We start from the raw sequence: 26,246 nt of genomic DNA, 5'->3' as shown, positions 1-26,246 counted from the left end.
ATTATCTGGTCTGTATGCTGCTAGTAACAACTTACTGTCAATACAGTTCAAAACTTTATCTTCCTAAAAAAACATCCTACAGGTTGTTATTTTTACTGAGGTTGTTTGCTATAATCTGCCCGTATTAGCAATCTTCCGAATCCCCCTATTCTGCTAGTGGAATTAAAAAATTTATGAGTAATTATTTTTTACTGTTTTTTGGCACGGTACTGGTCAATAACTTTGTATTAGTGAAATTTTTAGGCTTATGCCCATTTATGGGTGTCTCTAATAAGATTGAAACAGCAGTTGGCATGTCATTTGCGACAACGTTTGTATTAACTTTAACAGCCGCGCTTTCATATATTGTTAATACTTATCTGTTGATCCCTCTCGATCTACTTTACCTGCAAACCTTAAGCTTTATTTTGGTGATTGCCGTAGTAGTGCAATTTACTGAAATGGTAATGCATAAAACCAGCCCAACATTATATCGTTTGTTAGGTATCTTTTTACCTTTGATCACCACCAATTGTGCAATATTAGGCTTGGCACTCCTTAACATTAATGAAAACCACGACTTCGTCGAATCGATTATTTATGGTTTTGGTGCGGGGATTGGCTTTTCACTAGTGCTAGTACTGTTTTCATCAATGCGCGAACGTCTGGCTGCATCCGACATTCCTCTCCCTTTTAAAGGCTCTGCAATTGCGATGATCACAGCAGGGTTAATGTCACTTGCCTTTATGGGTTTCACGGGATTAATTAAATGATTTTAAATATTCTAATGGCGGTCTTAGCTCTCGCCACCTTAGCTGCGCTGTTTGGCGCTTTACTCGGTTACTCCTCAATTCGCTTTAAAGTTAAAGCAGACCCCATTGTAGAGGAGCTTGATGCAATGTTACCACAAACTCAATGTGGACAATGTGGCTATCCAGGCTGTAAGCCCTATGCACAAGCAATTGCAAATGGTGATGATATTAACAAATGCCCTCCCGGTGGCGATGCAGTAATGCGCCAGCTGGCAGAACGAATGGGTGTTGAACCGAAACAGTTAGATGGTGAAGAAAAACCAAAGTTAATCGCTTTTATACGTGAAGATGAATGTATTGGTTGCACTAAATGTATTCAAGCATGTCCCGTAGATGCCATTATGGGTGCAACCCGTCAAATGCATACAGTAATCACCGATGAGTGTACTGGCTGTGAGTTGTGTGTTGCGCCTTGCCCAACTGACTGTATTGATATGCTACCCATTGAAATAACCACACAAAACTGGCAATGGAACTTACAACGCATCCCTACCCAAGTTAACACTGAGCTTTAGTATGACAGAAAAATTTAACCTGCTCAGTGATGAGCAATTAGACGCGATTTCATCGGGTAAACTATGGAACTTTCATGGTGGAATTCACCCTGAAGAAAATAAACTGCAAAGCAGTCAATATGCAATTAGAGATGCGGGTATTCCTGCGACTTTAGTGATCCCCGTTGAGCAGAAAGGTCATACCCCTGAATTATTAGTTAAGGTGGGCGATGCTGTATTAAAAGGGCAACCCTTGACCAAAGTATATAGTGCAATGGTGGTTCAACATGCAAGTAGTTCAGGCACGGTTATTGCCATAGAAAAGCGTTGTGATCTTCACCCTTCCGGTTTAGGCATTTTATCGGTAGTGATCCAAACCGATGGTTTAGACAGGGCAGTTGAATATATCAAACCCGAACCCTATGAAAAGGTTGCTCCTGCATTGTTAGTCGATGCGATTCAACAAGCAGGCATTGTCGGGTTAGGCGGTGCAGGATTTCCCAGCCACCTAAAATTAGTGCAACATGAAAAAATCAAATTATTGCTGATTAATGCAGCCGAATGTGAGCCCTACATCACGGCAGATGACCGTTTGATGCAAGAGCAAGCTTACGAAATTATTGAGGGTATTAATATCCTTAATCATATTTTACAACCACAACTGACCATAATTGCTATCGAAGATAATAAAAAAGAAGCAATTAAATGTTTAAATGAAGCACTCAAGGCGAGTAAAAATAACAGTCATATTAGCCTGCGCGTGATTCCGACTATCTACCCATCAGGCAGTGAAAAACAGCTTATTGAAATCATCACCGGACAACAGACCCCCATTGGTAAACACCCTAGTGAACTTGGTATTGTAATGCAAAACGTGGGTACTGTATTTGCAATCAAACAAGCAATTATTGATGCTAAGCCACTTACTTCACGTATTGTTACTCTCACTGGTGACTCATTGCAAAAACGAGGCAATGTGAGTGTGCGTATCGGTACTCCTATTCAGTATCTATTAGATCGCTACTGGGTCGACTCTATCGCCGTTAAACAGCTCATTATCGGAGGCCCAATGATGGGTTTTACCATTAATGATACCAGCGCGCCTGTCACTAAGACTTGTAACTGTATCCTTGCGCCAACGGCGAAGGAGTTTCCAGAAGCCCCCGCTGAAATGCCCTGTATTCGTTGTTCTGAATGTGCAGATGCTTGTCCTGCGACATTACTTCCTCAACAGTTATTATGGTATTCAAAAAGCCAAGATCACGACAAACTAAAACAATATAATCTAAATGCTTGTATTGAGTGTGGTGCCTGTGCTTTTGTCTGTCCTAGCCATATCCCGTTAGTGGAGTATTACCGTGTTGCAAAAGCGGAAATAAAAGTGGCAGAACATGAGGCGAAGAAAGCTGAAATCGCACGTATTCGACATGAAAACCGTGAAGCACGACTTGCACAGGCTAAATTAGACCGCCAAGCAAAACATAAAGAAGCGGCAGAAAAACGCAAAGCTCAAATGAAAGAAAAAAATGGGGGGGAGGATCTCATTGCGGCGGCACTAGCCCGTGCTAAAGCTAAGAAACAGAGCACCCCTGACACATTAAGTTCAGAGCAACAAACAGAAATATCCAAGCCTGTACAAAAAAATGATGCAGTAGCAGCGGCCATTGCACGCGCTAAAGCTAAAAAAGCCAAACAGGTCGAAAGTAATGCTAAAACGGTAGAAACCAATTTAGAAAATAACGTAGAAAAAAATACAACGGCAGATCCCAAAAAAGCAGCCGTGGCAGCAGCCATTGCACGTGCTAAAGCTAAAAAAGCCAAACAGGTCGAAAGTAATGCTGACAATAGCGAGGAGAAGCCTGATAGCATTCCAAGTACAGATTCTAAAAAAGCAGCTGTTGCGGCCGCCATTGCACGTGCCAAAGCTAAAAAAGCCAAACAGTCTGAAAATAGCCTAGTAAATAATGAAGAAGAAGCGACGCCTGTCCCATCTTCTCCGGAGCAAAGTGTCGATCCGAAAAAAGCAGCCGTGGCAGCAGCTATTGCCCGCGCGAAAGCTAAAAAAGCGAAACAGGTTGCAGAGAATGTAGAAAATACTGAATCATCTTCACCATCAGATTCAAATATAGATCCTAAAAAAGTGGCAGTCGCAGCAGCGATTGCCCGCGCGAAAGCTAAAAAAGCACAACAAGCAGCAGAGATTGCAGAAGAAGCGGAGGCAATAGGTGATATCGATATAACCTCTGCTAGTGATTCAGTGCAAGTGGATAGCAAATTAGAGGCTCCTCAAAGTGCCTCTAACGCTAACCAATTGATGGATCCAATTGCCATTGAACCTGACAACAGTGCTGTTATTGCTGAACGAAAAAAACGTAAAGAACAAGCACGCTTAGCTAAACAGCAAAAAAAACAGGCACAATTAGCTTCTGATGCTGTGGGAGACGATGTTGCGCCACCTTCTGAAGAAGATGTTAAAAAAGCGAAAATTGCAGCAGCGGTCGCAAGAGCAAAGGCTAAAAAAGCCAATAGCGACTCAAATAATGAGGGACAACAGTAATGGCATTTATTAATGCAAGCTCACCGCATCAACGTACACGCCGTAGTACTTCACAAGTCATGTTATGGGTTATTTTATGTTTAATTCCAGGAGTTTTAATACAAAGTTATTTCTTTGGATTAAGTAATTTACTGCAAATAGCACTCGCTTCTTTAGTTGCATTATTGGCGGAAGCGACCATTTTAAAAGTACGTAAACGTCCAGTAATTAAGACCTTAAAAGACGGTAGTGCGTTACTTACAGGTATATTAATCGCCATCGCTATTCCCCCTCTAGCACCTTGGTGGATCGCTGTAATTGGTACTTTATTCGCTATTGTATTTGTAAAGCAACTATATGGTGGTCTGGGACAAAACATTTTTAACCCTGCTATGGCGGCCTATGTCTTACTACTGGTCTCATTTCCGGTACAGATGACCGCTTGGTTACCGATGCTCAGCCTACAGCCCTTTGAACTTTCATTGTTAGATCAAGTAAGTACCGTGTTAACCGGTTATACCTTAGATGGTTATAGCATGGCACAACTGAGTGTCAGTATTGATGGTTTAACAATGGCAACACCACTTGATACCGTCAAAAACAGCTTAAAGGCAGGCTTCACCACCACAGAAATTTTTGATATGGCTAGCTTTAAAGCTTCCTCATCACAGGCAATTTTATGGGTAAACATGGGCTTTTTACTCGGTGGTCTTATTTTGCTGAGTAAACGTATTATTTTATGGATGATTCCAGTCAGTTTCCTGGTTGGTATCAGTGTATTTTCCTTTATTGCTTTTGCATATCAACCAGACTTAAATGGCTCGCCAGTTTTTCACCTTGTATCTGGTGGCACCATGTTAGGCGCTTTCTTTATATTAACCGACCCTGTGAGCGCCTCCACTACGGTGAAAGGACGCCTGTTGTATGGTATTTTAATTGCATTCTTTGTCGTACTTATTCGTAATGTTGGCGGTTACCCCGATGCCATTGCTTTTGCAGTCTTACTCGGGAACATGTGCGTACCATTAATCGATTATTATACGCAACCTAAAGTTTATGGAGGAAGAGCATAATGCTGACAACTATCTCTCGAAACGGCTTCCTTCTTGCCATTTTTGCCATCATCTGTACCGCAGCGGTTGCCACTGTGAATCAGTTAACAAAACCCGCTATTGCCAAACAAGAGCAGATGGCTTTACTTAAAACCATCAATCAATTGATTCCTGAAAGTAGCTACGACAATGATATTTTCGCCAGTTGTTTTACCATTAATGATGATAATTTACTGGGGAAAGGACAGTCACAGCAGGTGTTTGTGGCTAAAAAAGGTGAAAAACCTGTCGCATTAATGCTCGAAACAAGCACCTTCAAAGGTTATGCTGGCGAAATCAAATTAGCGATTGGTATTTTTGCAGATGGTAAAGTGGCAGGTGTTCGAGCAATTCGTCATACGGAAACACCAGGACTTGGCGATAAAATTCAAGTCAATAAATCGGATTGGATTTACAGCTTTACCGGAAAGCATTATGAAGCAGCGCAAGACAGCCGTTGGGAGGTGACTAAAAATGGCGGTGATATTGATGCTTTTACTGGCGCAACTATTACCCCTCGCGCCGTGACTTTAGCGGTTAAAGATGCTCTTATCTATTTTGATAAAAACCAACAAATGCTATTTAATCAAACACCAAATTGTGGAGCATTATAATGACAAGCGATACCACAACACCGATAGACAACGCAGATGCTTCTGTTATTCAGGAAGATAACCGTGCAATTTATAAAGAGTTAAGTTGGCAAGGACTATGGAAGAATAACCCAGGTATTGTTCAGCTGTTGGGCCTATGCCCATTATTAGCAGTTACCAATACGACAACTAATGCACTTGGCTTAGCGATTGCAACCCTCTTTGTTTTGGTTGCCTCTAATACCTTAGTCTCACTAATTCGCCACCATGTACAAAAAGCAATTCGTATCCCTATTTTTGTAATGATAATAGCTTCCCTGGTAACCTGTGTACAACTATTAATGAACGCATATACCTACGAGTTATATGTTTCATTGGGTATATTTATCCCCTTGATCGTAACCAACTGTATCATTATCGGACGTGCTGAAGCCTTTGCGTCTAAAAATAGTGTTAAACATGCAGCTTTTGATGGGTTAATGATGGGACTTGGGTTTAGTGGCGTATTACTTCTTTTAGGTATGGCTCGTGAGATACTCGCTCAAGGGACACTATTTGACGGCATTGAGACGCTACTTGGTGAGTGGGCATCTTTTCTTACTATCACCCTCTATCAAACTGAGACTAGCTTTTTATTAGCAGCCCTGCCACCAGGTGCATTTATTATTATGGGGCTTATTATTGCTATGAAAAATGCAATCGACCAGTACTTTGAAAGTAAAGCTAAGCGCGACAACCAACTAGAGGCCAATGCAGACGCATGAATAAAGATAAACGAAGAGAGATTTTAACGCGACTGCGCGACAATAACCCTAAACCCGAAACAGAGCTCAATTTCAGTACCCCTTTCGAACTACTTGTTGCTGTAACTCTATCTGCACAGGCAACCGATGTCGGGGTTAATAAGGCGACCGATAAACTATTCCCTGTCGCAAATACGCCGGAAGCAATTTACGCTCTAGGCGAAGCGGGATTAAAAAGCTATATCAAAACTATTGGACTATTTAACAGTAAAGCGAGCAATGTGATTAAAGCCTGCAAAATGTTAATTGAACTTCATAACAGTGAAGTGCCAGAAAATCGAGAAGCGCTTGAAGCATTGCCAGGAGTCGGCAGAAAAACCGCCAATGTGGTATTAAATACTGCCTTTGGTTGGCCAACAATTGCGGTTGATACACATATCTTTCGTGTGGCAAATCGTACTAAATTAGCAATGGGTAAAAATGTAGATCAAGTTGAAGCAAAACTACTTAAAGTAATTCCAGCAGAGTTTAAAGTGGATGTACATCACTGGCTTATTTTACATGGTCGTTATACCTGTATCGCCAGAAAGCCACGTTGTGGCTCATGTTTGATTGAAGATCTTTGTGAGTACTCTCCACTAAAAAAAACGTAAAGAATATTTAGAAACAAATAAACCAAGAACACATAAGACTCTTAATTGAGTCTTTTTTTTACCTTTACAAAACCAAGATATCCACCATAGTATGTTTATGTGTAGTTACTAAATGGCTTTGTAATGGTTAGTTTGAGTGGTAATATACAAATTAAAATATACAAGGATATGAATGGCTATTCTTTTCCAGTAGTTGTTGAGGATGGTTGCCTTCCTTGCTGTTTGTACCTTAATGGCAATCATAATTCACCACTATCTAAAGCGAAATCAAAGCAATCGCCATCTTTCTATACTCGAAAGAAATATGCCTATGAGTGCAAATTCCTATATTGTTTTTTCATGGTACAAGGTATTGATCTTGTTGAACGAGTTGCGAGTGGCATATTTTTATCTATTGAGGAAATTGACAGTTACATTCGCACTTGCAAATTCTATGCAGACACAGAAGATGACAACGAAAACAGTGCAGTAGTCAGTCTTACAGATAAGCGAATTAGGGATGCCATACATGCAACATCAAACAGCCAGCCAGAAGTGTCAGCGCACACTTTTCGTCAGCGTCTAATTCGACTTAAAGCCTACATTGAGTTCTTATATGTATGCCGTCATTACGTGTTAACTTCTGCGCTCTGTATGATTAGTTATTCTAAGGTAATGCATTCGCCTGTCAGCCAGCCCTAACCTTTTTCCTAGAAACCCTCACTAGTATTTACTTACGACTTACATTACACCTTACTTTATGAATTCAATGCCAAATTATTGCCAATGTAAGTTAGACATATTGACCTGTTTTGTGCCGATAAGTAGTTTTAAGGGAAGAGCAATGAGACTGAAGCTAGATCTAATCAACTGTTATGGTGTCAATCAGTTGTCGAAAGAATTTAATTTTACAAAGTCGGATAGCAATGATGGATTAAACTCGCTGTATGCTCCCAATGGAACACTCAAGGAGTTAGCCAAGAACTTTAGATAGTTCGTCACTTAGCATTTTTTTAAACCAAATTTGAGCTTCGCTGCTAGAATTTCGCTTGTGTTGGAGAAGGTTCATTGGTACTGACCACTCATTAAGTGGCATGATCAGCTTAAACGAATCACCATATCCATTGTACTCTTTTAACACACTCGCCCCAAATAAAACGGAATCGCTATCAAGCATTATGTCTAGCAAAGTCTGCGTTTGAGTGCTTCTAATTATTCCTTTTTTTTTAATACCTTGCTGTGCTATTAATTGCTCTAATGGTGCATCGAAGGTGTTATAAAAGTCTTGCTCAACATGCATACCAATAACTGGAAATTGCAAAATATTTTGCAGACTAGGTGATGGTTCGAGCAGTAGAGGGTGTCCATTTCTAACGTATAAACACGCAGATAAACGTCCAACGAGTTCAACTAAGTGAGACTTATTACCTGATTCTTCATAATGCACCAAAAAGTCCAGTGTTCCTTGATCGAGCAAAGCCAACTGATTTGATTTAATTGGCACTTCAATCAGATTTACGTTCGGCGCTACTTGCCTGAGTTTTTTAACCAACGTTGGGATAACAATGCTCGACAAGAACGTGGGAAGGGCTATAGAAAAGCTTTCTTGACAGACAGAAGGTTCAAAAGGCTTATGTATAACAAGTGAGTTTAATTGGCTTAGAAGTTCAGGTAACGCTTCATTGAGTTCGAGTGCTCGCTTTGTTGGTATAAGCCCCTTTGCCGTTCGGGTAAACAGCGGGTCATCAAATGTATCTCTTAGCCTTTGTAAGCTATAGCTCATCGTTGATTGTGAAACGCACATTTCGTTAGCTGCTCTGGTTACATTGAGTTCTCTCATAAGTACATCTAAAGTAACTAAAAGATTCAAATCAATTCGTGAAAGGCTCCGAGCGGTTAAGTTATCCATAATGACCATTATTGAATTTATCGATAATTGATTATACAAATAAACCATTATCTTGATATTTAAAAGTGGCGTATTGTTGACCTGTACCTCAAAACAAGACCAGCGATTTGTAACTCAAGATAGCTAAGTTTAGCTTAATATGAAACGTGGTCTTATTATAAATGAAACTACTTACTTAAACCTATCGCGGTTTATGATTGCTCTGCCTATGGGGGAGTAGGTTTTACCGCGTTTACTATACGAGACTGTTATCAATGAAAAAATTACTAATAGCACTATCAATCGCATCGACCTTTTCTATGTCAGCTTACGCTCAAGAAGCTGATACGTTAAATGAGTTATTTACTGATGGTGGTCGTGAAATAACCGTTGCGGAATTCCCAATGGTTGAGACCGCTCGTAACTTATTGATTAAGCAGGATGAAGTGGGTGTGAATAATTTCTTACATAAACGAGAGTTATCGCCTACCGATAAACAAGATATCGTTCGAATGAACCGTGATACCTATTATTCATTTGCGACTATCAATGTGTCTAAAGGGGCAACGGTGACTATCCCCGAAGTACCTGAAGGTAAATATGTCTCTATTCAAGTCGTTACTGAGGATCACCGTATTCAGCAAATGAAATACGGTGCGGGTACGTTCAATCTCGATACACATACTGGCGACCATATATACTTAGTTGTGCGCCTTGATTCAACCATCCCTGCTGAAGAGGCTCATGCGATTCAAGATAAAATGCACATCGATGCTAAATCCAATGAAGTATTTACCTATGAAGGTAGGATATCGCAAGAGTCTTTCGCTGCAGTTGAAGATGACCTAAAAAAACAAATGGCTGGTATTCTAAAGAGAGACGGTGCTCAAGCGCTAACAGGCATGTTTACTAGCCCTAATGATGAATCTTCTGAAACCTTTACAAAGGAAAAGTACTACGTTGGTACCGCTATCGGTTGGGGTGGTGCACAAGAAGTTGATAATATTTACGAAGTGTCAGGGCAGTATCCTGCGAACGTATGCCACCAAGCAACATTTGAAGACCCTAAAAACCAGGCGTTTTTATCCGTAACTGTATACAACCAAAAAGGCTTTATGTTCAACGATGTTGCACACGTGAACACGTCAACAGCGGAGTATAATGATGATGGCACCTTAACCTTTAGCTTTGGTTGTGGTGATGGCGCTCCTAACAACCTTACCACTACGGAAGGTAACGATACTGACACGTTTACTTTGGCATTCCGTCACTATATGCCTAGTAAAGCAGTACTCGACGGTTTCCGTGTCATACCGTTGGTTAAACCGGTTAAGTAATCATAAGTCCCCAATAGCCCGTCTTTAAATGGGCTATTTAAAAACTTTTTAATTTTAAGCACCAACGTTGTAACGCATTTGTGTCCAAAAGCGAGTTACGGTGGCTCTTCTAGGAGTGTGATACCGATGGTCAAGGAAAATCATAAATGCCTAGCGAGTAGTGAGCTGTGCGAGCGTCAGGAGTGGCTTTATAATTTTACTTTACCATCATTTCCCTTAAATACCCTTTTGGCAGGGTGATGGTTTCACGCAGAGAGGCCATCGCCTTGCTAAGCCTTCTGGGAGAAATTTTATAGAGTGTTCGTTCTAAATTTGCTACTCTTTTTATAAAGAAAAACGGGCTTAAGTTTTTATATTTTTTGCTTGTTACATCGCTGTATTTACAAAAACGCATTTTTCGTAAAGAATAATTATGACTAAGATATGCGATAGCCTTTTATATAAGCGCACTCGCACTCACTCACCAAATAGAACGGATTTTTAGTAAATATAAAATGAGTTTAAAGAAAAAAAAGAAGAGTAAACAGTGATATGTATTGATTTAGGTTTATCACTGTTTATTCCTATTAAGACTTTGTTATCTTAAGCGCACCATCAATATGAATATCTCTTTGTGGATATGCCACAATAATATCATTTTGCTCAAATAAGGCCTCTAAACGAAAGCGAATGTTACTACGCATAACGCGTAAGCCACTTTCAGCAGAGGAGTTTAACCAAAAAGTGACTTCGAACATAAGTGCGTTATCACCAAAATCCTCAAAGGTAACAATCGGTTTAGGGTTAGTGATCACATCACTTTGCTCAGACGCTGCCTGCAAAATTAATGCGGCCACTTTTCGTGCTGGTGAGCCATAAGCAACCCCAACAGTCACCGATGTTCGTACCATGCTATCAACCAGCGTCCAATTCACAACGGTGTTTTCAAGTAACTTACTGTTTGGAATTAAAAGATGCACCCCATCAACACGTCGAATGCGTGTAGATCGGGTATTAATCTCCTCAACCACACCTTTCGCATCTTCTACCTCTAAAAAGTCACCAATACGAATTGGCCTTTCCCACATCAAAATCCAACCACTAATGAAGTTATTAATAATATTTTGTGCACCAAAACCAAAACCGATGGCGATAGCACCAGATAAAAAAGCAAAAGCGGTAATTGGCACATTAATTAAATCTAACGTAGTGATCAATATAATAGCCATTGCAATGACGTAGAACACTCGTTGCAAAAGGTGAATAATGTTGGGATCTGTCTTATTGGAAGTTAAGCGTTTGGTTAATATTTTCGCAAACCAACGCGTCAAAATAATGCCCATCAAAAGGATTACAGGGATCAATAAAATATTACCTAAAGTGATAGCTTGTCCTGAAACAGTAAGAACGGTGTACGATAACAATTCTTTAATTTGCGTATAATCCATTAAATTTCCTCGAATACTTATGGTTGAAAGCCATTATCTTCCATCACTACCATATAATAATAGGCGCTAAAAAATATCTATTACCTTTAATGAGCATGCTGATTCTTTAAATTAGGTCGTAGTGACGACTTTATTAATCATTTCCTGAGGTTGCATCCCTTTAAGTAGCAAGCCAAAAATATCAGCACCAGTAATAATACGTTTCTGCTCTCCCCAAATTAATAAAACATCGCGTTCAATCGCACCATCAAAGGATTTATCAACAGACTCCCCCATTTTCATTCTGATAATGGCATCATTTAACATGGTTTTTTCATCACTGATGATAGTTGGCCTATGGCAATGTTTATAGGGATCAAAATTATCAGGTTCAAAAAACACATCACGTAAAAAGCTGTCAGAATCAACAACAACTAATGGTTCACCAGCTTCATTGGTTAAAACAACCCAACGATGACCCGATTTATTGACCAGTTTTAAAAATGCATTATCAGGCTCTGAAGTCACATCGGGAATAATCGGTAAATCCATTTTTGTTGGTAATGCAATGATAGAATCAGGATCAATAAGCTCGCCCTCTTCAATTACCGATATTTTATCCAGTTTAAAAAAATTAAGCGCTCCTATTCCTTCAACATGGTTAATATCTGTTTCTTCCGCTTCGATATGTTTACGGATAATACTGCTCAATTCACTTTCTGCTAAATAAGTTATCCCCTCTTTACCTAACCAAGCATCAAGTATCAATGCAGTTGGTTTCGCAACAGGGTAGAAAAGAATTTGATAAAACTTAATCACTGGTGATAACAAGCTTCCCATCTTCAAAGCATTACGAGAAAAATAGGCCTGCGGGGTAATTTCACCAATAATAGTGATGGCAATGGTAGAAAAGAGAAAAGCACTAATTCCCGCTAATGCGGAATCCGATAACAATGTCAGTAATACATTAATGCCGACATTACCCCAAAGAATAGTGGTTAATAAAAAATTAGAATCATTGCGTAAACTTAATACTTTTTTGGCTGCTTGATTTCCCTTGGCGGACTCAACCTCAAGTTGCAGGCGACTTAAGGAAAATAACGCAATGTTCAAACCAGAGAATATAGCTGATTGTGATATACACAGAACAATTGCGATCCAGGTAATAATATCTAGTGACATGTTAAAGTTGCTCACTTAAATGTGGAATAGGGCGCGCAGTCTATAACCTTTATTGAAACAAAGGAAATTTTAATTTATAAGAATATAGTTCCTGTGCAATGAATCAAAAGATCTGTGTAATAATCAAAACTCACAAATTAATAAAGAGAATTATTATGATTAGGTGCATGTTAATAGATACCGATAAGTCATGTACTTATGGTAATGAAGAATTAATTGACTCTTGGCTCGCTTCGCCAAAGTTGCGACTTTGGATAGATATTGAAGGCCACGATAAAACCCAAGAAGCACTTTTATTACAGCAGTTAGGTTGCCATAACTTGGCCATCACGGATGTACAACGAGATCGCCACCCTCCAAAAATAGAGTTATTTGATAACTATATTTTTATGCTTTATCGTGGCGTTTTTCATTCTCAGGATGATCTATTATTTGAACACTTACAAATTGGCATGTTTGTAGGAACCCAAATAGTTATTACGACCCATGCCAAAAAATCATTGTCGATCGATAAATTGTTTAACAATGAAGGTGAAAAATTTTTACTAAAAAGCCCAATTACCTTAGCACTACGAATTTTCCATTATAGTTGTGGCATATATCTACAAAAACTATTTGAGTTTGAAAGTAAGCTAGAAGCGATAGAAGATCAATTTCAATTAGGCGGAGACGATAAAATGATGCAGGAGATCACCCTGTACCGTTCTCGACTTACTAAATTAAAACGAACTTTTAATTATCACAGTAACATTGGCTCTGAACTAAAAATATTAGTTGCCGATGAAACCACTAATATTATTAATCAAATAGAACTTCACACTGTTACCGATGTTCACGAACGTATTGAACGCTTACTAAGCTTATCTCAGATGCATTATGATATTTGTAGTGACCTAATCAATGGCTACCTATCAATCACATCTCATCAGCTAAATGAAACCATGCGAATATTAACGGTGATAACAGCAATCTTTATTCCATTAGGTTTTTTAGCAGGTATATATGGTATGAACTTTGAGTATATTCCTGAGCTAAAAGTGGCTAACGGTTATTTTTATTTAATCGGCTTTATGTGTTTTTTATCAACCAGTTTAATTATTCTGTTTAAGAAAAAGCGCTGGCTATAAAATCGTAGGCATAAAAAAACGAGCCAAAGCTCGTTTTTAAATAGAGGGTAGTAAATACTATGCTTCGTTTTCTGAACCACGGAAACGTTTAGTAATACCATTTAAAAAGTTACGCAATAACTGGTCGCCACACTCTTTGTAGTTGCGGTGATCCTTTTTGCGGAATAGTGCAGAAAGCTCAGACTTAGAGACAGGGAACTCAGCAGAGTTTAAAGCATCTAGCATATCTTGCTCTTTAAAGTTTAACGCGATGCGTAATTTACGCAGAATGTCATTGTTACTTAAGATAGCTTTAGCAGGTAAAATAATCGGACTAGAGCCTTCTTTTTTACCGCGTTTGTCGTTAATTAAACCATCAAGAAACAGAGATAAAAGACTATCGCGACAGAAAACAAAGTTTTCTTCGCCCTCTTTTTCCATGATGCTGTGTAAGTAGTTTTCATCAATAGCATTATCAACCGAAGCAAAAATCTCTAACATTTTTTTATCGTTTAGTTGTAATGCATAACGTACACGTCGTAAAACATCATTAGTGATCATAGGCTCTTATATCTCGTCAAATTAAAAAAACATATCATACAGTTTATTTGTAGTGCATGCCAATCAACATATTCTATTCTGCACGCTTATCATTGAGCTGTAAAACACTCAGTAACTCATTGGCAATTAAGGTGATTAAATCAACGGACACGGCATTACCCGCTTGCTTATATAGTTGCCCATTAGCTATTTTTTCAGGTAAAGAGTAACCATTACCCACAGGAAAGCCTTGTAGTTTAAAAGTCTCTGCAGGTGTCAGTTTACGCACACCATCCTTAACTTTAATAAGTGCAACATTGTGGCCGCCGGTGCCCATATTAGCGGTTAATGTTGGACAAACGCCATTGGCATTTTTACGCACATACATACCACGTCGTACCTGGTAAAACTCGAACTCATCGGTTATCTGTTCGCTAATATTAATACGCTCTTTTTTACGTTTTTCAGCGGGTAAGCTATTAAATTGTGATTCGCTTAAAAAGTAGTTAGGGTATTTTTCACTGGTGTAATAATAAGCCTGTAATTGTTGCTTATCTTTATCTAAATCGAGAACGCGCCGAATATTATTGCATCGCTCTTGATCTGAATATTGGCGTTTAAAGTCAGCTAGGCGGTCAAACATAGTAAATTGATCCGCATCGGCTTGATTTAAAAAACAGACAATAAACATACGTTCACGGTTTTGTGGTAACAATGTGTATTCTTTAGTATTAAGCACCACATCTTTAACTATGTAGCCTGCTGCTTCTATTTCAGCCTTGATCACTTGGTAGGTGCGACCTTTATCGTGTCCACGCAGGTTTTTCACATTCTCTAAAAATAAAACACGAGGTTTATGTGAGCTCGCATGCAAATCATTAACGAGATCAATGATGCTGTAAAAAAGGTTACCACGGTGATCATCAAAGCCTTTACGCCCACCTGCAATACTAAAAGCCTGACAGGGGAAACCACCAGTCAAAATATCTATCGGTTGTGCAAGTATGCTGGCTTTTTTCTTTTCATACTGTTCACGTAGTTCATCGGTCTCGGCGCGTTCAGGTTTAACTATTTTTTCAATATCGCCCTCAATTAATGGGTGTTCAAAATTATGCTGATAAGTTTTCGCTGCATTTTGATCAAGTTCATTAGCCCAAACTAATTGATAACCTCCCTTTGCATTAGACGCATTTTTAAAACCTAAACAAACACCGCCAACACCAGCAAATAAACTACCTACTTTATAATTCATGTTTCATTTCCGAAATTAATTTTTTAAGACAACATAAATCACCACTTTGAACGTAATAATTATCTGCATCCATTATTGTTTTTTTATTTAATTGTGCACCTTGCGGGATCAACTGCTGCTGACTAATTAGTAACTGCAACATATCGTGACTCAAGTAACCAGGAACATCAACAACCCACTGTTCACTCGTAATCAGTTCAAACAAAGCTTGTTTATCCACTTGATTGGAATAAAGACACTTTGCCTGTTTTAACATCCCCTCACCATCAGGTTTTACCCTTACTAAAATAAAGTAATCAAAGTGGCTAGGTTTATCATTTTCTAAATTAGGGATATATTGCCCTGTCATATCCCAATCTTGGCGTTCAAGCAGTAACAAATCGCCATAATACTTAGTCGATTTAATTGAATAACACTGATTATTTAACTGTAAATCGCAGTCATCCCATTTCGACAATTCATACACATCCAAGTCTGGCGGGGATAATTGTTCGTAACATGCACGATTAAATTGAAAGAAGTAGTTATAGACAGCAAGCTCAGACAGCTTTCCTTGGAAAGCATTAATAAAAATTTCGCCATTTTTTCTATGGTGTAAACCACCACTACGGTGATCTCGATGTGCACCTTTATGGGCAAAACTCATAGCATAAGCAAACTCAAAAACGGTTTTGATGGTCTCGAATTTAAACGCAGGAAAACAAGGATTAAACTCTTTTTTCCAGTTAAGCGAATAGTCATTGCCAACTTGCGTTAACTTATGCATATCAATATGGGCTAACTAAGCATTACCTTTGATTTTAAGTTGCTCAGCAGCGGCAAAGTCAAGCATGCGATCAAGTGAAACTAATGCGCCTTTAGCAACAGTTTCATCAACGTCGACTTCATGCCCTGTTGCATCCGTGAGAGCGTTATGGATAGCTTTTAAGCCATTCATTGCCATCCATGGACAATGTGCACAGCTTTTACAAGTTGCACCTTCTCCTGCTGTTGGAGCGGCCATTATCTCTTTGTCTGGACAAGCTTGTTGCATCTTATAAAAGATACCCGTATCGGTTGCAACAATCAGTTGTTTGTTTGGCAGTGATTTAGCGGCATTAATTAACTGGCTAGTAGAGCCAACCACATCGGCGAGGTCAACCACGCTTTGCGGTGATTCTGGGTGAACTAAAATAGCGGCATCGGGGTAGATAGCTTTCATATCGCGCAGTGCAACCGCTTTAAACTCATCATGGACAATACAATCGCCCTGCCACATGATCATATCTGCTTGTGTTTTCTTTTCGATATAACTACCTAGGTGGCGATCAGGTCCCCAAATAATTTTTTTATCTTCGCTGTCTAAATGCTCCACAATCTCTAATGCAATACTTGAAGTCACTACCCAGTCTGCTCGTGCTTTTACCGCCGCGGAAGTATTTGCATAAACAACGACAGTGCGATCAGGATGCTGGTCACAAAAGTCACTAAATGAGTCAACAGGACAACCAACATCTAATGAACAAGTTGCCTCAAGTTCAGGCATTAAAACAGTTTTATTAGGAGTCAAAATTTTAGCGGTTTCTCCCATAAAACGCACACCAGCAATAATTAATGTTTTGGCTTTATGATCACGCCCAAAACGAGCCATCTCTAAAGAGTCAGCAACATAGCCTCCAGTTTCTTCAGCTAATGCTTGAATTTCAGGATCGGTATAATAGTGAGCGACTAATACCGCGTCTTTTTCGATCAGCAATTGTTTTATTTGCTTTTTATAATCTACTTTTTCTGATTCAGATAAAACAGCTGGTTTAGGCGGAAATGGATAATCAGATCCAATAAGGGGAGATAGTTTGCTCATCATCGACTCTTCGATATTAAAATGGGAGCAGATTATAACAAGTCAATAAACGAATGTGTATACAATAAAATTTAATAAAGTGTAATTATAAGTGTAGGAATTGCTTAGGAGTGGTGGGCCGTGAAGGATTTGAACCTTCGACAAATGGATTAAAAGTCCACTGCTCTACCAACTGAGCTAACGGCCCATATAAAAATATGGTTTTGATTATAGTTCTTAAATACGCTTTTAAATTAAAAGTGTATCAATGGCTCTATCAACTGAACCAACAATCCATATATAAATATGGTTTTGGTTTTGTGTTTAATATACTTTAAAGTAAAAGTGCATTAATGGCTCTACCATCTGAGCAACTACCATATAAATATGGTCACAAAATTTTCTTTATATAGCCACTTAAAAAAGTGGTGGGCCGTGAAGGATTTGAACCTTCGACAAATGGATTAAAAGTCCACTGCTCTACCAACTGAGCTAACGGCCCATATATAAATATGGTTTTGATTTTAGTTCTTAAATACGCTTTTAAATTAAAAGTGTATCAGTGGCTCTATCAACTTAACCAACAATCCATATATAAATATGGTTATGATTTTGTGTTTAATATACTTTTAAAGTAAAAGTGCATTAATGGCTCTACCATCTGAGCAACTACCATATAAAATATGTTCACAATATTTTCTTTATATAGCCACTTAAGAAAGTGGTGGGCCGTGAAGGATTTGAACCTTCGACAAATGGATTAAAAGTCCACTGCTCTACCAACTGAGCTAACGGCCCATATATAAATATGGTTTTGATTTTAGTTCTTAAATACGCTTTTAAATTAAAAGTGTATCAGTGGCTCTATCAACTTAACCAACAATCCATATATAAATATGGTCATGATTTTGTGTTTAATATACTTTTAAAGTAAAATTGCATTAATGGCTCTACTATCTGAGCAACTACCATATAAATATGGTCACAATATTTTCTTTATATAGCCACTTAAGAAAGTGGTGGGCCGTGAAGGATTTGAACCTTCGACAAATGGATTAAAAGTCCACTGCTCTACCAACTGAGCTAACGGCCCATATATAAATATGGTCATGATTTTGTGTTTAATATACTTTTAAAGTAAAAGTGCATTAATGGCTCTACCATCTGAGCAACTACCATATAAATATGGTCACAATATTTTCTTTATATAGCCACTTAAAAAAGTGGTGGGCCGTGAAGGATTTGAACCTTCGACAAATGGATTAAAAGTCCACTGCTCTACCAACTGAGCTAACGGCCCATATATAAATATGGTTATGATTTTTTGTTTAACACTCATTTAAATTACTGGAGTGTTAATTGCTCTATCATCTGAGCTTTCGATTTATATAAATCTAATCGAGGGTTAACATGAACCAAGTCACATTCTCTCTCAACTGCGGCGTATAATATACAATAATTTTAAGAGCGCAACAAAAAAATTGTGCTTTTTATCTGTTTGCTGAGAAAACAAACAAATAATTAAGTTACGCTATTATAAATAAAGTTATAACGCTTTTAATCGTTTACTTGCGAGTCCAGCGGCTGACGAATCAGGATATTCTTTCAATACTTTTTCATAAAAAGTTTTCGCTGAAGCTTTTTTCCCTAGGTATTCATCAATGATACCGATTTTAAATAAGGAATCAGGACGCTTTGAAGAGTCTGGATATTTCTCGGTTACCGTTAAAAATGCATTGCGTGCTTCATCACGTTTTTTTTCTTTGTAAAGAAGTTGGCCTAACCAATACTGTGCATTTGCAATTAATGAGGAATCGGGGTGGTCAATAACAAAGGCTTCAAAAGCAGTGATTGCCTGCTGATAATCCTTGTCAACTAACACTAAATCAACTGCAGATTGGTAAGCGGCCTTTTCATCAACAGCAACAGGCGCACTATTTGCGTTGTTTTCTTTCACTGGTGATTTTGCGACAGCATTTTTTTGCTCATCAATAAGCTGATATAGATTTCGTTGTCGGTTCTCAATCTGATCAATTTTATGATTAAACAACTCCAAGTTACCAGTTATTTGGCTAACTTCTCGAGAAAGTTCATCAAGCTGGTTTTGAAAACGAATCTGTATACGATTACGATTTTCTAAAAGGCGTGATAACTCATCAAGTTGTTGTACTATCTCTTTGTTACCTTTAGCCGTTGTTACATCATTAACTGGCGCAGCAGCAAAACTAGAAGTTGATAAAAATGTGGCCATAAAAATGGCCACATTAAGGTTTACTTTTTTCATACTATCAATAGATTAGTAAGTAAGTTCAGCACGACGGTTTTCTGCATGTGCAGCTGCGTCATGTCCAAAATTAACAGGCTTCTCTTCGCCGTAACTTACAACAGTTAGTTGGCTAGCAGAAACACCCATGTTTTCAAGGTAAGTAGCAACAGAGTTAGCACGACGCTCTCCTAACGCGATGTTGTATTCAGGAGTACCTTTTTCATCAGCATGGCCTTCAATTGTTAGAGACTTATCTGGGTTGTCTACTAAGAATTTTGCATGTGCATCAAGAATTTTAGTGAAACGTGGTGCAATCACTGATTTATCAAATTCAAAGTTGATTGTTGTTTCTAGAATTGCCCATGTGTACTCTTGTACAAGCATTTCTTCTTCAGTTAAGTTAACGGCTTCAATTACATCAGTTTCTACTGTGTTATCAGCATCATTCTCTACAACTTCTTCTGCAACTACATCTTTATTAGTCTCAGTTGAGTCAGCATCGCTATCGCTATTTGAGCTACAAGCGCCAAGTGCTAACATCGGTAGTGCAATCAACAAGCTTTTTGAAATCATTGATAAGTTCATTTTATTTCCTTAATTTACTTTAAAAAATAGTGTTAGTTTAAAAATGGAGACCATGCTGGCGATTTAACGTCACCGTTTTTCGCTGGAATATTCGCTTTAAAGCGACCGTCCATCGAAACAAGTGCCAAGCCTTTCTTACCTTGATAAACAGTACTATAAATTATCATACTGCCATTAGGCGCGATACTTGGCGATTCATCCAACTCAGTTTTAGTCAGCGTTCTTAACTCACCAGAATCAAGATCTTGCACTGAAATTTTGTAGTTTCCATTATGGCGACTGACTAATACAAGACTATCACCATCTGGGGTAATTGTACCACCTAAATTCAATTCACCTTCCCAAGTAAGGCGTTTTGTTTTTCCAGATGTGAGTTCCACTTGATAAATTTGAGGTCTGCCTCCACGCTCAGAGGTAAAGATCAAACTTTTACCATCAGGTGACCAACTTGGCTCAGTATCGATCACACGGTTTCTTGTGATTCGCTGCATCGCTTTCGTCATTATATTTATAACGTATATTTCTGGTTGACCATCTTTTGATAAAACCAATGCTAGCTGTTTTCCATCCGGAGACCAACTAGGTGCGCCATTTATTTTTGGAAAAGAGGTCATTAGCTCACGTTTTTGGGTATACAAATCTTGAATATATACTTGAGAGCGCTTTTTCTCAAAACTAACATAAGCGAGCTTACGCCCATTCGGTGACCAAGTAGGTGTCATTATGGGTTGCTTTGATCGTAAGACGAGCTTCTCACCAAAACCATCATAATCAGAAATTCTAAGTTGGTACGGGTGCGAGCTCTTATGATCAACAGCAACATAAGCGATACGAGTTAAAAAAGCGCCTCGTTCACCTGTGAGCTTTTCATAAACCACATCACTAATACGATGAGAAAATTGACGAAGTTGCGCCTTTTTAACAGTGCTACGCCTTTTCTCCATTATAGGGGAGTAATCAGCCATCCCCATATTACCGGTAACAACATCCAGTAATTCATAGGTAATAGTATATTGCCCTGCTTTAGTTGAGGGCCTAACCTCCCCCATAACGATTGCCTCTACGCCAATGTCATGCCATAGGCTATAATCTATTGTTTGGCTATTAGAAGGGGTTTTAGGCATTTTGTTAATTGAGATAGGGCTAAATTGACCACTACTTCTTAAATCATTTCCGATAATATCAGCAAAGTTTTCTGGTTTTTTTCCTTCTCCCAACCACTTAAAAGGTATCACTGCAATGGGGCGTGCGCTGTTTACTCCTTCAGTGATAAGAATTTCAAGGCGGGCAGAAGCCTGCAATGAAATGAATACTAATGAAACTGTCAACAATAACCGTCTAAACATTTTTTCTTCCTTACAGGTCAGGCTCTAACGTAATATCAAAGTCACGAAATTGCGGTGCAATATCGGGGTCTTTCGGAATTGGTAACGTTTTTGCTTTCAACGTTGCACGTTCAGCAGAGTCACAAAGCTTTTGATCGCCATTGCTTCTTTTTACACTCAACACTAAACCATCAGGTGCGAGACGAATAGCAACGGTACAACTTTTGCCTTTCATACTCGGCTCTATTTGCCAATTACGGCTAATTTTATCTTGGATTAGCGCCTTATAACGTGCAATTTCTGATAATTGTTTTGAACTCTGTGCATTTGAAAAGGCATCTTCAAATTCAGCTTCCATCTGTTTATCAAGCTCAGCTTGGCGTAATCGCTCTGCCTCTTCAGCCGCTTTGCGCTGTCGCTCTTTCTCAGCTCTTATTTTGGCTTCTTTAGCTTGCTTCTCTTTTAATGCTTTAGCTGCAGCAACTTTTTCTGCTTCAATTCGCTTCGCTTCTGCTTGCTGCTTTTTCACACGCTCAGTTTCCGCTTTTTTACGTTGCACTTCAGCGGCCTTCTTTGCCTCTTCAGCGGCTTTTTGACGTTTTATTTCAGCCACCTTCTTAGCTTCTTCAGCAGCTTTTTTAGCTCTTAACTCTTTAGCTGCAACGATCTCTTCAAAGAGGATACGCTCCTCCTCTTTTTTCTTACGCGCAATTTCCGCCTTCTCTGCTTTAATACGTTTTGCTTCAACTTCTCTTTTACGTTTTTCAGCTAGCTTTTTTTCACGTTGAACTCGCGCCTTTTCTTGACGAATTTTTTCAGCTTTACGCCTCTCAGCAACAAGCTTATCAGCCTCTTGTTTGGCTTTTTGTTTCGCCAGATCATCAAACAATTTTTGATTCACCATTGAGGCATTAATAATCACCACCTCCTCTTTAGGCTTTTCTTTAGGAAGAGAGAAATCCATCCCTAATAACATGACTGCACCAATAATTAGATGCAACGCTATGGCTGTTACGAAAGCGATAAATGTAGTGCTATTCTTCATTATCCACCGGGTCAGTCATCAAGCCTAATGATGGGACGCCAGACTCTTGCAACAACACCATCAATTCAACAACGCGCTTGTAAGGCACATCTCCATCACCTTTTACTACAAACTGAGCATCTTTATCAGCCGCTAGCTGCGCTTTAACTAAAGCGCTCATCTCATTAGCATTTAACGCTGTATCAGCACTTTTACCCACATCTAGATAATATAATCCCTGCTTATCAATGGATGCAATAAGTGGCGCTTTACTATCGCTAGGAAGTGCCTCTGCAGTAGACTGAGGCAAATCAACCTTCACGCCTAAAGTAACTGTAGCGGCTGTTGCCATAAAAATAATCAACAATACCAACATTACATCGATGTAAGGCACGACATTGATTTCAGCAACAACTTTTCTTCGGGGTCTTCTATAGTGATATTGCATAGTCACCCTTACTCGCTCTCTGTCATCGCTTGACGATGCAAAATCGAGGTAAACTCTTCCATTAAATTAATATAAGCCGTTTCAATTTTTGCCATTTGCGTTGAGAAACGATTGTAAGCCATCACGGCCGGAATAGCAGCAAAAAGTCCCATTGCAGTTGCAATCAACGCTTCTGCGATTCCTGGCGCTACCATCGTTAGCGTTGCCTGTTGCACTTCACCTAAAGCGATAAATGAATTCATTATCCCCCAGACTGTGCCAAACAAACCAATATATGGGCTTATAGAACCAATGGTTGCTAATGCAGAAAAACCCGACTCTAACTCTTCAACTTCACGTGAAAGCGTAATACGCATACTACGGTGTGCACCTTCAGTTACACTGTCTACATTTCGTCCGGGCATACGGTGTAATCTAGAAAACTCTTTAAAGCCACTATGGAATATTTTTTCACCACCAACAATACGCTCACTGCGTGCCGCAGTTTCTTTATATAAGCGACTTAAATCATGACCAGACCAAAAACGTGACTCAAAATGATCTAACGCCTTTTTAGCAGATTTAAGCATTCTTGCTCGAGAAAATATTAACGTCCAAGAATAGATAGACATCGCAAGTAGCAGTAACATTACAAACTTTACGAGCATACTTGCTTGTAAAAAGAGACCTATAAAAGACATATCAGCGTGCACTAGTCATTACCTCGATTATTTCAGTTGGAATAGCTGTGGGTTTCATTTTTTGTAGATTAACACAGGCGATTAGAGTGGAAGCTTGACAGAGAAGTTCCCTACTTTCATTAAATATTTGTTGTTTAAAGACTAAGCTCGCTTTTCGGTAACTTTCTACCGTTGTTTCCACCGAAAGTAGTTGGTTGAAACGTGCCGATTTAAGGCAGTCCATCTCTACTTTTTTAACCATAAAGGCGATATCTTTTTCAAGTAGTTCATCTTGCTCTACATTTATTTCGCGTAAGCACTCTGTGCGCCCTCGCTCAAAAAATTTCATGTAATTAGCATAATAAACAACGCCACCAGCATCAGTATCTTCGTAATAAACTCGAACAGGTAAGGTAGAAATTAACACGCATCTTTTCCCTCAAAAATTAATTGAAGCTACGCTACTATAAAGCAACGTTTTTGTCGAATTATGTCGTGATTTTGTGAGAAAAAAGAGAGTACTTTAAATGTAAGGTTAGGTTAATTCAATAAACTTAAGACGGCCTGTGTAGAGGCATTCGCTTGGCTTAACATGCTAGTGCCAGCCTGTTGTAAAATTTGTGATTTAGTTAACTTACTCGTTTCAGCGGCAAAATCAGCATCTACAATACGGGAGCGACTGCCGGCAGTTGATTGTGCATTAAGCTCATTCACACTAGCGGCCGCATCTAAGCGATTAATCGAAGCTCCAATATTGGCTCGTTGATCGCTAATATAATTAAGTGCCTTATCAATGCGTTCAATTGCATCACCAGCATCAATTGTGACATCAAGATCTTCTATTCCTAATGCTTGACTATCAATACGTGATAACGAAACAGTGATTGACTCTCCGCTATTTGCACCAACCTGTAAGTTATATTGCGCAGTTAATAGCGGGTCATTAAACTTCCCTTTTGTGGGTAGATCAACTTCAAATCCGCTCATTGGAGTAAGTGTAAGGTATTTATCATCAGCAATAACAGCGCGACCATCTAGGGCCATTTCACCATCGACATCAGCGCCACCAATCGCACCGGTATCCTCATTACCAAAATTAAAGCTGTTTTGCATAAACGTCGCACCAGCTCCACCGGTAAAAGTACTGGTAAAATTAACTTCACTGCTAAAAGAAGTTAATCCTTGGCCATTCAGATAGGTGATTGCATCATCTAGCGTTGCCCCAGAATCTACATTATCACTGAGATAAAGCATGACATCCTTTATACCCTCACCACCGAGGCTCTTTATATCATCATGTAAATAACGAACAGCACTATAGCCCGCGCTATACTGTGCGCTACTTCCTGACCATGTCGTCGTTAGTTCATTTGCAAGGGTTGTAAAATCGGCACTATCAAAGTGGTTACTATCATCACCATCGGCAGCCACGAGATCATTAAATACACGAGAATCAGCACCGTGAATCATTTCAGCTATACCCTCTGAAAACCATTCGGGTAACGCAGCCATGTTCATTGACCGCCCCATTACAGCATGTACCATTTCATGCGCAACAATACGATCGCTGTAAAAAGGAGCATTACCACCATCATCAGCAATCCCTTTTTCAAAGTCGCTCATATCAATGGTTAATATTTGGTTATCAATTTTCCCGGTCGTCGCATTTGGCGTACCACTCACTGAAGCAAGCACATCAGGGTCGCTAATGTCAGAAAGTTCAATTTTTAAGGTGGCGCCATCCCCTTGAATACCAAATTGCTCAAAAATTCGTTTTTCGGAATTGGCAAACCAAGAGGAAAATAAACCATCAACCACAGCTTGTTTATCGACATCAAATTCGGGTGTTAATGCACCACGCTGGAATAGTTTTACTTCATTAAACTCCGTGGTTTCAGCAATGTTGTTAATCTCTTTACTTAATTGCGCAATCTCAGCTTGAATTGCAGACCGGTTTTCATTGGAATTAGTGCCGTTCGCAGCTTGTACAGAAAGCTCCCGCATTCGCTGTAACGCATCAGTGACAGAGGACATTGCACCATCTGCAGTTTGTAATGCCGAAACGCCATCATTTGCGTTACGTACAGCTTGATTGTACCCATTAATATTGGCCGTCATTCCTGTTGATATCGCCAAACCTGCCGCATCGTCTTTGGCACTGTTAATGCGTAATCCAGATGACAGCCTTTGCATCGCTTCGTTATTCATTCCTTGATTACGACTTAGCATACGTTGCGCAAACAACGACGATGTATTCGTGACAACAGAATTTGACATAACAGCGATTCCTATGAGGGTATAGATAAACTATCGGCGAACACTTTAAGAACTTTAATTATTTTATTTTATTTTTACACGGGAGAAGAAATCAGATTTAAGGTCTAATAGCTCAGAAAACGGCTTTTAGTTTTATGTTGTGTACTGTATGACATAATTACAAAGAGCAAAAGCAAAGCGTGTAGCGTTGATCTAAAGAGCAGCATTTGTTGCGAAAATAAATTCGAAAGATCAACAAACCCTAGTGTATAT

At 39.1% G+C, this 26,246-nt stretch carries 25 protein-coding genes and 5 tRNA genes; 10 read left to right on the top strand and 20 right to left on the bottom strand.

The window, feature by feature from the left end; all coding sequences use genetic code 11:
• Positions 1 to 173: 173 nt before the first annotated feature.
• The 8 genes from rsxA (at position 174) to CW745_RS16630 (ending at position 7,582) form a co-directional block, all read left to right on the top strand.
• The gene (rsxA, locus tag CW745_RS00735; RefSeq protein ID WP_101106473.1) at positions 174 to 752 is read left to right on the top strand and encodes an electron transport complex subunit RsxA; all 579 of its coding nucleotides are present in this window, start codon (positions 174 to 176) and stop codon (positions 750 to 752) included.
• Positions 749 to 1,306: an electron transport complex subunit RsxB gene (gene rsxB, locus CW745_RS00730; protein WP_101106472.1), complete on the top strand. Its 558-nt coding sequence runs from the start codon at positions 749 to 751 to the stop codon at positions 1,304 to 1,306. The genes rsxA and rsxB overlap by 4 nt, the downstream gene beginning before the upstream one ends.
• A gap of 1 nt (position 1,307) precedes the next feature.
• The gene (gene rsxC, locus CW745_RS00725) at positions 1,308 to 3,842 is read left to right on the top strand and encodes an electron transport complex subunit RsxC (RefSeq protein WP_101106471.1); all 2,535 of its coding nucleotides are present in this window, start codon (positions 1,308 to 1,310) and stop codon (positions 3,840 to 3,842) included.
• Positions 3,842 to 4,894 carry an electron transport complex subunit RsxD gene (rsxD, locus tag CW745_RS00720; RefSeq protein WP_101106470.1) on the top strand — a complete coding sequence of 351 codons (1,053 nt, stop codon included), beginning with the start codon at positions 3,842 to 3,844 and terminating at the stop codon, positions 4,892 to 4,894. Before rsxC ends, rsxD begins: the two co-directional genes overlap by 1 nt.
• The gene (gene rsxG, locus CW745_RS00715) at positions 4,894 to 5,526 is read left to right on the top strand and encodes an electron transport complex subunit RsxG (protein WP_101106469.1); all 633 of its coding nucleotides are present in this window, start codon (positions 4,894 to 4,896) and stop codon (positions 5,524 to 5,526) included. Before rsxD ends, rsxG begins: the two co-directional genes overlap by 1 nt.
• The gene (locus CW745_RS00710) at positions 5,526 to 6,269 is read left to right on the top strand and encodes an electron transport complex subunit E (RefSeq protein ID WP_101106468.1); all 744 of its coding nucleotides are present in this window, start codon (positions 5,526 to 5,528) and stop codon (positions 6,267 to 6,269) included. Before rsxG ends, CW745_RS00710 begins: the two co-directional genes overlap by 1 nt.
• A complete protein-coding gene (nth, locus tag CW745_RS00705; RefSeq protein ID WP_101106467.1) occupies positions 6,266 to 6,901 on the top strand; it encodes an endonuclease III in 636 nt (211 codons plus the stop codon). The genes CW745_RS00710 and nth overlap by 4 nt, the downstream gene beginning before the upstream one ends.
• A gap of 339 nt (positions 6,902 to 7,240) precedes the next feature.
• The gene (locus CW745_RS16630) at positions 7,241 to 7,582 is read left to right on the top strand and encodes a hypothetical protein (protein WP_193755504.1); all 342 of its coding nucleotides are present in this window, start codon (positions 7,241 to 7,243) and stop codon (positions 7,580 to 7,582) included.
• Between the two features lie 271 nt (positions 7,583 to 7,853).
• On the opposite strand, the gene CW745_RS00695 is transcribed toward CW745_RS16630, so the two are convergent.
• Complete coding sequence (locus tag CW745_RS00695) at positions 7,854 to 8,789, bottom strand: LysR family transcriptional regulator (RefSeq protein ID WP_193755503.1); 936 nt, start codon at positions 8,787 to 8,789, stop codon at positions 7,854 to 7,856.
• 254 nt (positions 8,790 to 9,043) lie between these two features.
• Here CW745_RS00695 and CW745_RS00690 point away from each other — a divergent pair, with 254 nt between their 5' ends.
• Positions 9,044 to 10,105, top strand: coding sequence for a DUF1254 domain-containing protein (locus CW745_RS00690; protein WP_101106465.1), 1,062 nt, complete (start codon positions 9,044 to 9,046; stop codon positions 10,103 to 10,105).
• A gap of 566 nt (positions 10,106 to 10,671) precedes the next feature.
• On the opposite strand, the gene CW745_RS00685 is transcribed toward CW745_RS00690, so the two are convergent.
• Together CW745_RS00685 and CW745_RS00680 are read right to left on the bottom strand one after the other, a co-directional pair.
• Positions 10,672 to 11,532, bottom strand: a complete 861-nt coding sequence (locus CW745_RS00685; RefSeq protein WP_101106464.1) for a mechanosensitive ion channel domain-containing protein — start codon at positions 11,530 to 11,532, stop codon at positions 10,672 to 10,674.
• A 111-nt stretch (positions 11,533 to 11,643) separates the two neighbouring features.
• Positions 11,644 to 12,693 carry a CNNM domain-containing protein gene (locus CW745_RS00680; RefSeq protein WP_101106463.1) on the bottom strand — a complete coding sequence of 350 codons (1,050 nt, stop codon included), beginning with the start codon at positions 12,691 to 12,693 and terminating at the stop codon, positions 11,644 to 11,646.
• Positions 12,694 to 12,860: 167 nt separating this feature from the next.
• Here CW745_RS00680 and CW745_RS00675 point away from each other — a divergent pair, with 167 nt between their 5' ends.
• Positions 12,861 to 13,820: a magnesium transporter CorA family protein gene (locus CW745_RS00675; protein ID WP_193755502.1), complete on the top strand. Its 960-nt coding sequence runs from the start codon at positions 12,861 to 12,863 to the stop codon at positions 13,818 to 13,820.
• A 57-nt stretch (positions 13,821 to 13,877) separates the two neighbouring features.
• Here CW745_RS00675 and CW745_RS00670 read toward each other — a convergent pair whose 3' ends face one another.
• The 17 genes from CW745_RS00670 to CW745_RS16560 all read right to left on the bottom strand — a co-directional run bounded on the left by CW745_RS00670 (position 13,878) and on the right by CW745_RS16560 (position 25,994).
• Positions 13,878 to 14,360: a DUF1456 family protein gene (locus CW745_RS00670; RefSeq protein ID WP_101106461.1), complete on the bottom strand. Its 483-nt coding sequence runs from the start codon at positions 14,358 to 14,360 to the stop codon at positions 13,878 to 13,880.
• A gap of 73 nt (positions 14,361 to 14,433) precedes the next feature.
• Entirely contained in the window at positions 14,434 to 15,591 is a 1,158-nt protein-coding gene (gene dcm, locus CW745_RS00665) for a DNA (cytosine-5-)-methyltransferase (protein ID WP_101106460.1), read from the bottom strand.
• The gene (locus tag CW745_RS00660) at positions 15,581 to 16,357 is read right to left on the bottom strand and encodes a hypothetical protein (RefSeq protein WP_101106459.1); all 777 of its coding nucleotides are present in this window, start codon (positions 16,355 to 16,357) and stop codon (positions 15,581 to 15,583) included. Before CW745_RS00660 ends, dcm begins: the two co-directional genes overlap by 11 nt.
• A 15-nt stretch (positions 16,358 to 16,372) precedes the next feature.
• Positions 16,373 to 17,431: a quinolinate synthase NadA gene (gene nadA / locus CW745_RS00655; protein WP_101106458.1), complete on the bottom strand. Its 1,059-nt coding sequence runs from the start codon at positions 17,429 to 17,431 to the stop codon at positions 16,373 to 16,375.
• Positions 17,432 to 17,542: 111 nt separating this feature from the next.
• Positions 17,543 to 17,618, bottom strand: a tRNA-Lys gene (locus CW745_RS00650).
• Positions 17,619 to 17,836: 218 nt separating this feature from the next.
• A tRNA-Lys gene (locus tag CW745_RS00645) sits at positions 17,837 to 17,912 on the bottom strand.
• A gap of 220 nt (positions 17,913 to 18,132) precedes the next feature.
• A tRNA-Lys gene (locus CW745_RS00640) sits at positions 18,133 to 18,208 on the bottom strand.
• A 219-nt stretch (positions 18,209 to 18,427) separates the two neighbouring features.
• A tRNA-Lys gene (locus CW745_RS00635) sits at positions 18,428 to 18,503 on the bottom strand.
• 131 nt (positions 18,504 to 18,634) lie between these two features.
• Positions 18,635 to 18,710: transfer RNA gene (locus tag CW745_RS00630), tRNA-Lys, on the bottom strand.
• 246 nt (positions 18,711 to 18,956) lie between these two features.
• Positions 18,957 to 19,694: a tol-pal system protein YbgF gene (gene ybgF, locus CW745_RS00625; RefSeq protein ID WP_101106457.1), complete on the bottom strand. Its 738-nt coding sequence runs from the start codon at positions 19,692 to 19,694 to the stop codon at positions 18,957 to 18,959.
• 12 nt (positions 19,695 to 19,706) lie between these two features.
• On the bottom strand, positions 19,707 to 20,261 hold the full coding sequence (pal, locus tag CW745_RS00620) for a peptidoglycan-associated lipoprotein Pal (RefSeq protein ID WP_101106456.1): 555 nt from the start codon (positions 20,259 to 20,261) through the stop codon (positions 19,707 to 19,709).
• Between the two features lie 32 nt (positions 20,262 to 20,293).
• Positions 20,294 to 21,607 (bottom strand): Tol-Pal system beta propeller repeat protein TolB, encoded by a 1,314-nt coding sequence (gene tolB, locus CW745_RS00615; RefSeq protein ID WP_101106455.1) that lies wholly within the window; start codon positions 21,605 to 21,607, stop codon positions 20,294 to 20,296.
• 10 nt (positions 21,608 to 21,617) lie between these two features.
• Positions 21,618 to 22,631: a cell envelope integrity protein TolA gene (tolA, locus tag CW745_RS00610; protein ID WP_101106454.1), complete on the bottom strand. Its 1,014-nt coding sequence runs from the start codon at positions 22,629 to 22,631 to the stop codon at positions 21,618 to 21,620.
• Positions 22,621 to 23,058, bottom strand: a complete 438-nt coding sequence (gene tolR / locus CW745_RS00605; protein ID WP_101106453.1) for a protein TolR — start codon at positions 23,056 to 23,058, stop codon at positions 22,621 to 22,623. The genes tolA and tolR overlap by 11 nt, the downstream gene beginning before the upstream one ends.
• A gap of 8 nt (positions 23,059 to 23,066) precedes the next feature.
• On the bottom strand, positions 23,067 to 23,750 hold the full coding sequence (gene tolQ, locus CW745_RS00600) for a protein TolQ (protein WP_193755501.1): 684 nt from the start codon (positions 23,748 to 23,750) through the stop codon (positions 23,067 to 23,069).
• The gene (gene ybgC / locus CW745_RS00595; RefSeq protein ID WP_101106452.1) at positions 23,740 to 24,144 is read right to left on the bottom strand and encodes a tol-pal system-associated acyl-CoA thioesterase; all 405 of its coding nucleotides are present in this window, start codon (positions 24,142 to 24,144) and stop codon (positions 23,740 to 23,742) included. The genes tolQ and ybgC overlap by 11 nt, the downstream gene beginning before the upstream one ends.
• A 113-nt stretch (positions 24,145 to 24,257) precedes the next feature.
• Complete coding sequence (locus CW745_RS16560) at positions 24,258 to 25,994, bottom strand: flagellinolysin (protein ID WP_153069726.1); 1,737 nt, start codon at positions 25,992 to 25,994, stop codon at positions 24,258 to 24,260.
• Positions 25,995 to 26,246 lie beyond the last annotated feature (252 nt).

This window comes from Psychromonas sp. psych-6C06 (assembly GCF_002835465.1).
In the GTDB taxonomy this organism is placed as follows: domain Bacteria; phylum Pseudomonadota; class Gammaproteobacteria; order Enterobacterales; family Psychromonadaceae; genus Psychromonas.
This window is presented reverse-complemented; position numbering and strand designations above follow the sequence as displayed.